The sequence below is a fragment of the Agathobacter sp. genome (genome assembly GCF_977054825.1).
Window position 1 is genome coordinate 24214 of sequence record NZ_CDRTEH010000024.1, and the last position, 10801, is coordinate 35014.

At 45.1% G+C, this 10801-nt stretch carries 12 protein-coding genes; all 12 read left to right on the forward strand.

Annotation, left to right across the window (positions count from 1 at the left end; all coding sequences use genetic code 11):
- The first annotated feature begins 235 nt into the window (after positions 1–235).
- The 12 genes from ACW6PM_RS12845 (at position 236) to ACW6PM_RS12900 (ending at position 10257) form a co-directional block, all read left to right on the forward strand.
- Positions 236–526: a CarD-like/TRCF domain protein gene (locus ACW6PM_RS12845; RefSeq protein WP_443753727.1), complete on the forward strand. Its 291-nt coding sequence runs from the start codon at positions 236–238 to the stop codon at positions 524–526.
- Positions 527–766: 240 nt separating this feature from the next.
- On the forward strand, positions 767–1051 hold the full coding sequence (locus tag ACW6PM_RS12850; RefSeq protein ID WP_308650979.1) for a hypothetical protein: 285 nt from the start codon (positions 767–769) through the stop codon (positions 1049–1051).
- A 9-nt stretch (positions 1052–1060) separates the two neighbouring features.
- Entirely contained in the window at positions 1061–1711 is a 651-nt protein-coding gene (locus ACW6PM_RS12855) for a YesL family protein (RefSeq protein WP_456057402.1), read from the forward strand.
- A gap of 44 nt (positions 1712–1755) precedes the next feature.
- Positions 1756–2829, forward strand: a complete 1074-nt coding sequence (locus ACW6PM_RS12860) for a 6-phosphofructokinase (protein WP_055274410.1) — start codon at positions 1756–1758, stop codon at positions 2827–2829.
- A gap of 34 nt (positions 2830–2863) precedes the next feature.
- A complete protein-coding gene (gene dnaX / locus ACW6PM_RS12865) occupies positions 2864–4435 on the forward strand; it encodes a DNA polymerase III subunit gamma/tau (protein ID WP_456057403.1) in 1572 nt (523 codons plus the stop codon).
- A gap of 51 nt (positions 4436–4486) precedes the next feature.
- Positions 4487–4828 (forward strand): YbaB/EbfC family nucleoid-associated protein, encoded by a 342-nt coding sequence (locus ACW6PM_RS12870; RefSeq protein ID WP_012741253.1) that lies wholly within the window; start codon positions 4487–4489, stop codon positions 4826–4828.
- Positions 4828–5424 carry a recombination mediator RecR gene (recR, locus tag ACW6PM_RS12875; protein ID WP_443598707.1) on the forward strand — a complete coding sequence of 199 codons (597 nt, stop codon included), beginning with the start codon at positions 4828–4830 and terminating at the stop codon, positions 5422–5424. Before ACW6PM_RS12870 ends, recR begins: the two co-directional genes overlap by 1 nt.
- Positions 5425–5442: 18 nt before the next feature.
- Entirely contained in the window at positions 5443–6279 is an 837-nt protein-coding gene (locus tag ACW6PM_RS12880; RefSeq protein ID WP_117719613.1) for a transketolase, read from the forward strand.
- Positions 6267–7208, forward strand: coding sequence for a transketolase family protein (locus ACW6PM_RS12885; protein WP_012741256.1), 942 nt, complete (start codon positions 6267–6269; stop codon positions 7206–7208). Before ACW6PM_RS12880 ends, ACW6PM_RS12885 begins: the two co-directional genes overlap by 13 nt.
- 279 nt (positions 7209–7487) lie before the next feature.
- Positions 7488–8423, forward strand: coding sequence for a hypothetical protein (locus ACW6PM_RS12890; RefSeq protein ID WP_456057404.1), 936 nt, complete (start codon positions 7488–7490; stop codon positions 8421–8423).
- Positions 8424–8458: 35 nt separating this feature from the next.
- Positions 8459–9646, forward strand: a complete 1188-nt coding sequence (locus ACW6PM_RS12895) for a DUF5711 family protein (RefSeq protein WP_456057405.1) — start codon at positions 8459–8461, stop codon at positions 9644–9646.
- Positions 9643–10257 carry a CvpA family protein gene (locus tag ACW6PM_RS12900; protein WP_456057406.1) on the forward strand — a complete coding sequence of 205 codons (615 nt, stop codon included), beginning with the start codon at positions 9643–9645 and terminating at the stop codon, positions 10255–10257. The genes ACW6PM_RS12895 and ACW6PM_RS12900 overlap by 4 nt, the downstream gene beginning before the upstream one ends.
- Positions 10258–10801: the final 544 nt, after the last annotated feature.

The following is a 10801-nucleotide window of genomic DNA, read 5'->3' on the forward strand; positions in this document are numbered from 1 at the left end:
TCTGTTTGAGGCGGCATTTACTCCCGCTAGGCTAAGGAATTATGAAAGCGTATGCTACAGGTGACTGCCACACCGCAAGAGTACAACCATTAACAAAATATAGGATAAGTATACATGCGCCTGACCATATTTCTATGACCAGAAAGATAAAAAAATAAATGCCAGATAAAATGTTTTTGAAAAAGACCGCTGTCTGTGATATTATAGATGTGTATGTAAATACGGAGGTAAAAGCATGTTTCAAAAGAAACAGATTATATATAGTGAAACCCTTGGCGTATGCGTGGTTGACAACATCGTATCGCTTGCGGCATCTAAGAGAGAAAAGCCGGTGCCGTACTATGTACTGAAGCCTGTGTTTGAGGACAAGGTGTCATATATACCGGTGGAGCATCACCAGGTGGTACTGCGTGACATGTTCACGATTAAAGAAGCTCTGGAGCTTAAGGAAACTGAGCAGTATGAGAAGGATAAGCACCTGAAGCAGGCGGTTGACTATGTACTGGACAAGGTGGCTATAAAATGATTAAAGGGTCAAAAGGTATCATCGATGCATGCTTGCATGCAATTCGATGTATACCTTAGTGACCCGCACTACACCGAGAAAGTAGCAATTTGCTGCGGGGACGCAGGAAATTAGCGGATTTCGAGGTGGAGTCAGATTACGGGAATGCGTAGCATGTAGTAATCTGATTAATCATAAATGAGGGGCAAAATACTTTTTGACACTCATATCATAAAATTACAACAAGGAGGACTGGATTACATGGGACAGCAGCATGCAATACACAAATTTGTGCTCGGAACCAAGGACTTTGATGACAAGCAGTCAGAGTTCATGTACGATAGAGGCTGGTACAGCATCACGGATATAGTAGGTGAGGAGCGAAATATCATCTACAAGTCAAGAAATGCCCAGGAGGCATATCTCAAGTGGAATATCTATATCGGCAGGAAAAAGGAGCGCCTCACACCTGAGGAGAGGAAGAAACAGCGTGAGGAGCGCTATGAGAAAAAGAGAGAGCAAAACAGAGAGCACCACAGGATATAGGAGAGCAGCATGGGCATTTTTAACGTAGACAACAAATTTTTCAGAGCATTAAACAAGCTGGTAGATATGGTCATTTTGAGCTTTTGCTGGGTCATATCATGCATACCTGTTTTTACAATAGGAGCAGCATCCACAGCGCTTTACGATACATCGCGCCGTGTCATCCATCACGACGAGGGCTATGTGTGGAGAGGCTACTGGCATGCGTTTAAGGAGAATTTCAAGCAGGCCACCAAGGCATGGCTGGTACAGCTTGTAATACTTATTGTGCTTTTGGGAGATATTTATATTACATGGTCAGGTCTTAAGGCAGGCAATCAGTGGGGAGCCTTCTCCGTAGTGTTTATCATAATGGCACTTATCGCCGCAGCCTGGGCCATATACACATCAGCGTATATTTCACGATTTGAGCAGGTCACAAAGATAACCCTTAAGAATACAATACTCATTCTTATCGCCAACCTGCCGTGGACATTACTGGTCATAGTGATACTTGTGGTATCACTTATACTTGCATGGATTCTTATTCCGCTCATTTTCATACTTCCTGTCGGCGTAGCGCTCACCTATGAGTTTATTTTTGAGCGCATTTTCAGAAAGCTCATGCCTGAGGAGGACAGGCTCCGCGAGGAGGAGAAGGATAAGGAGTACAGGGATTAGCATAATAAAAGACAATCATAATAATGCATAAGGAGGAAGCAGCAATGAAGAAAATTGGAATGCTTACCAGTGGAGGAGACTGCCAGGCACTTAACGCAGCCATGAGAGGTGTGGTAAAGGCGCTGGCACACAATATCGACGAGCTTGAGATTTACGGCTTTGAGAACGGATACAAGGGTCTCATCTATGAGAACTACAGAATACTTACATCAAAGGATTTTTCAGGCATCCTGACAAAGGGCGGCACCATACTCGGCTCATCAAGACAGCCTTTTAAGCTCATGAGAGTACCTGATGAGAACGGACTGGACAAGGTCGCAGCCATGAAAAACACCTACAAGAAGCTCGGTCTTGACTGCCTTGTTATCCTGGGTGGAAACGGCACACAAAAGACAGCCAATCTTCTCAGAGAAGAGGGGCTCAATGTCATTCATCTGCCAAAGACCATCGACAATGATATCTACGGCACAGATGTGACCTTTGGCTTCCAGAGCGCGATCAATATAGCTACAGATGCAATCGACTGCATCCACACCACAGCAGCATCCCACAACCGTGTATTCATCGTTGAGGTTATGGGCCACAAGGTAGGCTGGCTCACACTGTACGCAGGTGTTGCGGGCGGCGCAGACATCATTCTGCTTCCTGAGATACCATACGATATTGACAAGGTTGTAGATGCCATCCACAAGAGAACAAAGGAGGGCAAGGGCTTTACCATTCTTGCAGTAGCAGAGGGAGCCATCTCCAAGGAGGATGCAGCCCTTTCCAAAAAGGAATACAAGAAGAAGCTTGCAAAGAGCAAATACCCATCAGTATCATACGAGGTTGCAGACCGCATCAGCGAAAGACTCGGTCTCGAGGTCAGAGTGGCAGTACCGGGACATACACAGCGAGGCGGCAGCCCATGCCCATACGACAGAGTACTGTGTACACGCCTTGGCTCAGCAGCGGCAAAGGCCATCATGGATGAGGATTACGGCTGCATGATAGCCATGGTAAACGGACAGACAAAGAAGGTTCCGCTTGCCGACGTAGCTGGAAAGCTTAAGACTGTAGATCCAAAGAGCCAGATGATCAAGGAAGCAAAGCGCACCGGCATCTGCTTCGGAGATTAAGCAGCAATATTAGATATAAGGAAGGTGAAAAGGCGTGTCTTATCAGGCCCTATACCGTAAGTTCCGTCCACAGGAGTTCGAGGATGTAAAGGGACAGGAACACATTGTAACAACACTGAAAAATCAGATAAAAGCTGACAGAATAGGGCATGCCTATTTATTTTGCGGCACGAGAGGTACAGGAAAGACCACAGTGGCCAAGATATTTGCAAAGGCAGTCAACTGTGAGCACCCTGTAGACGGAAGCCCGTGTGGTGAATGTCCATCGTGCAGGGCAATCACTGATGGCTCATCCATGAATGTCATAGAGATAGATGCAGCGTCAAACAACGGCGTGGACAATATCAGACAGATTCGTGAGGAGGTCACCTACCGCCCGACAGAGGGCAGGTACAAGGTCTATATCATCGACGAGGTTCATATGCTTTCGGCAGGAGCCTTCAATGCACTTTTAAAAACACTTGAGGAGCCGCCGAGCTACGTTATATTTATACTGGCGACCACAGAGGCACACAAGATACCGATTACTATCCTGTCCAGATGCCAGCGCTATGATTTCCACAGGATTTCCATAGACACGATTGCATCCAGACTCAGCGATTTGATGGAGCAGGAGCAGGTGGAGGTCGAGGAGCGTGCCATAAGGTACGTGGCCAAGGCAGGAGACGGCTCCATGCGAGATGCGTTAAGTCTTCTTGACCAGTGTATTGCTTTTCATCTTGGTGAGAAGCTCACCTATGAAAATGTGCTCGAGGTGCTTGGAGCGGTGGACACAGAGGTGTTTTCAAGGCTCTTAAGGCGCATACTCGATGAGGATGTAACAGGTGCCATCCGCATACTGGGTGAGCTTATCGATGAGGGCAGGGAGCTGTCACAGCTTGTCAATGATTTCACCTGGTATATGAGGAACCTTTTGCTTTTGCAGAGCTCCGACGATATGGAGGAGGTGCTCGACATCTCAAGGGACAATCTTGAGGCGCTTAAGGAAGAGGCAGCGCTTGTAAAGCCGGAGACTCTCATCAGATATATCAGGGTATTTTCCGAGCTGTCCAGTCAGGTAAAGTTTGCATCGCAAAAGCGTATCATGGTCGAGATAGCCATAATAAAGCTGTGCAGGCCGCAGATGGAAAAGAGCTATGATTCGGTGCTTGACCGCATAAACAGCATAGAGAAAAAGCTTGAAAAGGGTATACCTGTAGCGGCACAGGCTGCGCAGACACAGGTTGTGCAGCAGGCAGCAGCAAGCGAGCCTGTAGTGAAAAAGGAGCTTCCAAAAGCAATACCGGAGGATATCTCAGAGCTTATGAAGCACTGGAAATCAATACTCTCGGAGATGGGAGCAACCTCCAAGGTTTATCTGAACAAGGCTGTGACCTCGCTTGGTAATTCCTCTGACCTGCTGTTGGTGTTTGATGATGAGAATGCATATGAGTATCTTTCTGAAAACCGCGCAGGCTGTATGGATACGCTGGCTACGCTTATAGAAAAGCGTATAGGCAAAAAGGTCGAGGTGACTGTCAAGAAAAATAATTCCGCAGTCAGCGCAAAGGAAGCGGTTGTGGACTTGACAGATATGATAAATTTTGATATAGAGGAAGAAAACTAAGTTATAAGCAGGGCAAGGATTAAGCCCATCAAAAACAAGGAGGACGCCAGAATGGCAAGAAGAGGTGGATTCCCTGGAGGAATGCCGGGAAACATGAACAATCTTATGAAACAGGCGCAGAAGATGCAGCGTCAGATGGAGGAGGCTCAGAAGCAGCTTGAGGATGCTGAGGTTACAGCAAAGGCAGGCGGCGGAGCAGTCGAAGTCACTGTTTCTGGAAAAAAGGAAATCACAAAGGTCAAATTATCCGAGGAGGTAGTGGATCCTGACGATATCGAGATGCTCGAGGATCTTATCATGGCAGCAACCAATGAGGCACTTCGCCAGATTGATGAGCAGTCACAGGCATCTATGTCCAAAATCACCGGTGGCCTGGGTGGCGGTCTGTTTTAATGGATTTTTACAGCAGTGAGATATCAAAACTAATAGAGGAGCTGTCACAGCTTCCGGGAATCGGAGCCAAGACAGCGCAGAGACTGGCATTTCATATCATAAATATGCCAAAGGAGCAGGCAAAATCGCTCTCTGACGCCATAATCGATGCGAAGGAGCATGTCAGATACTGCAAATGCTGCTTTACACTCACAGATGACGAGCTATGCCCCATCTGCAAGGATGCGGCAAGAGACCACAAGACCATCATGGTTGTTGAGAATACGAGGGATCTTGTGGCATACGAAAAGACCGGTAAGTATGAGGGAGTATATCATGTGCTGGGTGGCGCAATTTCACCCATGCTTGGCATAGGCCCTGCGGATATCCGCCTGAAGGAGCTCATGGTACGCCTTGAAAAGGACGTAGACGAGGTCATTATAGCGACCAATTCAAGTCTGGAGGGCGAGACTACGGCCATGTATATCAGCAAGCTCATCAAGCCTACCGGCATCAAAGTGACACGAATCGCAAGCGGAGTTCCCGTAGGAGGCGATTTGGAATATATTGACGAGGTGACCCTGCTTAGGGCACTTCAGGGAAGAACAGAGATATAAATGATAGAAGGAGACATCATGAACAATCTTGAACTTGAGAAGATGGCGAATGAAATTCGCAAGGACATTGTGACAGCAGTTCACAGTGCCAAATCCGGACATCCGGGTGGATCACTTTCATCAGCAGATATTTTTACATATCTGTATTTTGAGGAGATGAATGTAGACCCTGCCAATCCTAAATGGGAGGACAGGGACCGTTTCGTGCTCTCAAAGGGACACGTAGCACCGGGACTTTACTCTACACTCGCAGAGAAAGGATATTTTCCAAAGGAGGATTTAAAGACACTCCGTCATACAGGCTCATATCTGCAGGGACATCCTGATATGAAGCACATCCCTGGTGTTGATATGTCAAGCGGCTCGCTCGGACAGGGTGTATCTGTCGCAGTAGGAATGGCTGCAGCAGGAAAATATGACAAGAAGGATTACCGTGTATACACACTCACAGGAGACGGCGAGATTCAGGAGGGACAGATCTGGGAGGCAGCCATGTGGGCAGGCCACCGCAAGCTCGACAACCTCGTAGTTATCGTTGACAACAACAACCTCCAGATAGACGGCTCTGTTGAGGACGTATGCTCACCATACCCGATCGACAAGAAGTTTGAGGCATTCAATTTCCACGTAATCAATATTGACGGCAATGATTTTGACCAGATCAGGGCAGCCTTCAAGGAAGCCCGTGAGACAAAGGGCATGCCTACAGCCATTATCGCAAAGACTGTAAAGGGCAAGGGCGTATCCTTCATGGAAAATGCCGCAGGATGGCATGGAAAGGCTCCAAACGATGAGGAGTATGAAATTGCAATGGCAGACTTAGAAAAGGCAGGTGAAGCATTATGTCAGAAGTAAAGAAAATCGCTACAAGAGATAGCTACGGAAACGCACTCGTAGAGCTTGGAAAAGCACACGATGACCTTATTGTACTTGATGCTGACCTGGCAGGTGCCACAAAGACCTGTATCTTCCAGAAGGAGTTTCCTGAGCGTCACTGGGACTGCGGAATCGCAGAGTGCAATATGACAGGAATCGCAGCAGGACTTGCCACATGTGGCAAGGTGCCTTTTATCAGCTCATTTGCCATGTTTGCAGCAGGCAGAAACTATGACCAGGTAAGAAACTCAATCGGATATCCTCATCTCAATGTCAAGATAGGTGCCACACATGCAGGAATCTCTGTAGGTGAGGATGGAGCCACACACCAGTGTCTCGAGGATCTTTCACTCATGAGAGAAATCCCGGGCATGGTTGTAATAAATCCATCAGACGATGTGGAGGCAAGAGCCGCAGTAAAGGCAGCCTATGACCATGTAGGCCCTGTATACCTTAGATTCGGCAGACTTGCAGTGCCTGTGATCAACGATACTCCGGACTACAAGTTCGAAATCGGAAAGGGTATTGTACTCAAAGAAGGCAAGGATGTATCTATATTTGCAACAGGACTTGAGGTATCAGAGACACTTGAGGCAGCAAAAATGCTCGCAGCAGACGGCATAGATGCTGAGGTTATCAATATCCATACAATCAAGCCAATCGACAGAGAGTTGATTGTTAAATCTGTATCAAAGACAGGCAAGGCAGTCACAGTAGAGGAGCACTCTATCAATGGAGGTCTCGGAAGTGCTGTGGCAGAGGTGCTCTGCGAGGAGCAGCCTGCAAAGCTTCTGCGTATCGGTGTAGAGGATCGTTTCGGTGAGTCAGGACCGGCAGTGGAGCTTATCCACAAGTATGGACTGGATGCAGAGGGCATCTACAACAAAGTAAAGAATTATATGAAGTAGTGTGAGTTTCGCACTTTAAGGTTGTGTTCACCGGTGCAGCATACAGTATATTCCTCAGAAAAAATATCTTTTTTTCTTCAGAACATGCTGTACGCTTTCCGGTGGTCTGCAGTTTGTTGAGTGCGAAGCATTTTACTTCTTCATATGGGAAAAGTCGGGCGCATGGATTAATGCGCCCTTTTTTCGTTAGTGATTAACTGCAAAATATCTTTATAATCGCACAATTTTGCATAAATTTACATTTTGCAAGTGCTATGCTGACCGAAAAAGGAGGCTGGCATGATAGATATTGTGACGAACAACGTCAGGCAGATTGGCACACCGGCGGATGAGGGCCGGGTTTACATATCAGAGAAAGCGTACAAGCGCATAAAGAAAGAGGGCTTTAAGGATAAAGAGGTTTTTGTACTCATGGGGCATACGGAGAGTAGCGGAGGCAGGTATGCCACATTTGTGGAGGCGGCGATTGCAGTATATGATATGGAGTTTGACAAAAATGCGCCTCTTTGGACCAATAAGGTATGGAGCAGAGTGTTTGCGGAGATAAAGAAAAGCTATGAGGAGCTGATTATCGTCGGATGGGCATTCAGGCAGGACGATTTTCCGGCGGAGCCCACACCAATGCTTGAAAATATACATAGGGAGCACTTTGGCGGCGCTCATCAGCTTATGTTTCTTTTGAACAGGACCGAGCAGGAAGAAAACTTCTTTATCAAAAAGAATAATCATCTGAAGAAAAAGACAGGATTCTTTGTATATTACCGCATGAATGAGCATTGTGATAGTGCTGAAAGTCATAACAAAACCGACAGTTATAATAAAATCGACTGTTATAGAAATGTTGATAGCAATAATAAAAGCAGCCGTTATGAAGATACTGACACGGCGGCTGAAAGCAGCTATAGTCGGATACATAGAAGAGCATCGGCAGACGACAGAATCAATGTGACGTTCCCTGAGGAATTTGGCAGCATATCTAAAGAACGCGGGCGGTACAGAAAAGCCATGGAGGCGGGAAAGGAACCGCGCAAGGGTTCGCTTGCATCTGTGGTTATGGTTGCAGCGATAGCGGTGCTCATAGTGCTTATAGGGCTTAAAGCCGGTGCGGGAATGAGCGGCACATTAGACAAAAAGGAGACACTTCCTGCCATGTCCACAGAAGAAGATTTAATTCCAGTGGAAAAAATATCCGGTGAATGGTATACTGACAAGTAACGAACACTTTGGAAGTAGAACAAAAGGATAAGATTATGGCACAGAGATCAGACTTTAAAACTGTCGAGACCGATTTGGACGAGCTCGAGGAAAAAATACAAAAGCATAGAAGGAAAATAGCAAAAAGAATAATAATAGTTGTGGCAGCAGCCGTGGCTTTATTTCTTATAGTATGGCTGTGGATGGCGCTGCGCACCTACAAGTCGTATGACGTCAAAAACAGCGTGGAGCAGAAGGACAAGAGTGCAGTGTCCTTTGTGGATTTCTGCGGAGCGGTAGTGGAGTACAGCAATGATGGCGTATTGTATACAGACTCAGACGGAAACCGTATATGGAACCAGGCATTTGAGATGTCATCGCCACAGGTGGTCACATGCGAAAGCTTTATGACCATCTATGACAGGGGTGGAACAGACCTTTATATCATGGACAAGAAGGGCGTAAAAAAGGAAATAGGAACATCCTGGCCTATCATAAAAGCCTGTATAGCGAGCCAGGGCACAGTGGCAGTGCTTGTCAGTCAGGATGAAAATTACTATGTAAAGCTGTATGATGTAAACGGAAAAGAGCTGGCAAGCGGTGAGTTCTACGGAGAACAGAAGAACATACCTATCGATATAGCTCTTTCATATGATGCTAAAAAACTGGCTGTGGATATGATAGATGTATCAGGCGGAAAGACGGACAGCGTTATATCCTTTTACAATTTTGGCTCAGTTGGACAAAATGAGATAGACAACAATGTCGGCACTTACAAGTATGAGGATCAGCTCATACCTGAAATAGCATATGTTTCCGACAGCAGGATGATAGCAGTATCCGACCGGAATATTATGGTATTTGACGGAAGTCAAAAGCCAAAGCTCAAGCAGACTATCAAGCTGCAAAAGCAGATTGACAGCGTATTTTACAACAATAAATATATAGGAGTGGCATACTCCAACAACGATAAAAAATGCACCAGCCATATCAAGCTGTATGATTTTAACGGCAAGATGCTTATGGAAAATGACACAGCTATTGCCTACAATAGTATAGAATTTGACAGCAATAACGAGGTGTGCGTCACAGGAGACACAGCCTGTGAGATATACACCATACACGGAGTCAAGAAATTTTATCATACCTTTGACAACAAGCTGTACAAGGTGATGTATAAATCCGGCATGAATAACTATATCTTCATCTATGACGGTGCAATGGACGAGGTGAGACTGAAATGAACTGGCTGTTAATTGCGGTGATATGTATTATTGCGTGGAATGTGGTGCGAGGCTATACAAGAGGTGTGCTTCGCATGATATATTCGCTTGCAGCCTGGATAGTAATGCTTGCGGCATCAACCATGGCAGCTCCGTATGTCAGGGATCATATATTATCACAGACAGGAATAGAGCCTGTAATTTTAAACGGCATTGAAAAGCAAATAGCTGCACAGGGGCAAAAAGCCACAGGTGATTTTGACATGGCAAACATATTACTTCAGAAATCCGGAGCATACGACACCATATCGGCGCAGCTTACAAATGCCATTATGACGGGCCTATCATTTTTTATAGTAATCTTTTTACTGGGAATAGTGGCATGCATAGTCCGCCGCCTCATCATAAAAATAGAAAGGGTGCCTGTTATCGGTAGTGTAAACCGGGTAGCCGGCTTTGCGGTAGGCTTTATAAAGGGAATGGTCATAGTATGGCTGCTTCTTGCTCTTACATCATTATTTGCTGCATCTGAAATAGGACAGACAATGACAGCATATATAAATGATTCTGCAATGCTTGAATATCTGTATGAAAACAACCCTGTCATGAAGCTGATAGAAAATATACTGTAGCTTTAACCGGTGTAATAATGCATAAAAGAGAAAAGCACATAAGCGATAAATGGTATGTGGATAAGTATGTAAATACAATATATAGTTGTGTAAAAACAATGAGAAAAAAATATATATAAAAAGATAAAAAATGTGTTGACTTTATGTGACACAGATGATATTATATCAAAGCTGACTCGCGGGACACATTGAGTTGTAGAGCCTGAGAGTTATATTTTACAAACATGACTTTATGAATATTACTTTGAAATAAGTTGTTAAAATAAGTTGTGAAAAAGTTCTTGACAAATGCAAAACATTTTGATAGAATAAACAAGCTGTCGCAAGACAGAGAACTTAAAACAGAGTTCAAAAAATAAAAAAATGCTTGACAAACGAACAGCGATTTGATAAAATAATCAAGCTGTCGCAAGAGAGCAAAACAAAGAACATTGATAACTGAACAGTGAGAAACCTTGAAAGATTTTGAGAATCAATCAGAACGCTTCAATGAAAATTGAAGACCTTTAAAACAGTAAATTCAGATTTATCTGAATGAACGAAT

Excerpts from the sequence above, each read along its gene's own strand:
- ACW6PM_RS12845 (WP_443753727.1), top strand. The coding sequence starts at position 236 with ATGTTTCAAAAGAAACAGATTATATATAGTGAAACCCTTGGCGTATGC.
- ACW6PM_RS12850 (WP_308650979.1), top strand. The coding sequence starts at position 767 with ATGGGACAGCAGCATGCAATACACAAATTTGTGCTCGGAACCAAGGAC.
- ACW6PM_RS12855 (WP_456057402.1), top strand. The coding sequence starts at position 1,061 with ATGGGCATTTTTAACGTAGACAACAAATTTTTCAGAGCATTAAACAAG.
- ACW6PM_RS12860 (WP_055274410.1), top strand. The coding sequence starts at position 1,756 with ATGAAGAAAATTGGAATGCTTACCAGTGGAGGAGACTGCCAGGCACTT.
- ACW6PM_RS12870 (WP_012741253.1), top strand. The coding sequence starts at position 4,487 with ATGGCAAGAAGAGGTGGATTCCCTGGAGGAATGCCGGGAAACATGAAC.
- recR (WP_443598707.1), top strand. The coding sequence starts at position 4,828 with ATGGATTTTTACAGCAGTGAGATATCAAAACTAATAGAGGAGCTGTCA.
- ACW6PM_RS12880 (WP_117719613.1), top strand. The coding sequence starts at position 5,443 with ATGAACAATCTTGAACTTGAGAAGATGGCGAATGAAATTCGCAAGGAC.
- ACW6PM_RS12885 (WP_012741256.1), top strand. The coding sequence starts at position 6,267 with ATGTCAGAAGTAAAGAAAATCGCTACAAGAGATAGCTACGGAAACGCA.
- ACW6PM_RS12890 (WP_456057404.1), top strand. The coding sequence starts at position 7,488 with ATGATAGATATTGTGACGAACAACGTCAGGCAGATTGGCACACCGGCG.
- ACW6PM_RS12895 (WP_456057405.1), top strand. The coding sequence starts at position 8,459 with ATGGCACAGAGATCAGACTTTAAAACTGTCGAGACCGATTTGGACGAG.
- ACW6PM_RS12900 (WP_456057406.1), top strand. The coding sequence starts at position 9,643 with ATGAACTGGCTGTTAATTGCGGTGATATGTATTATTGCGTGGAATGTG.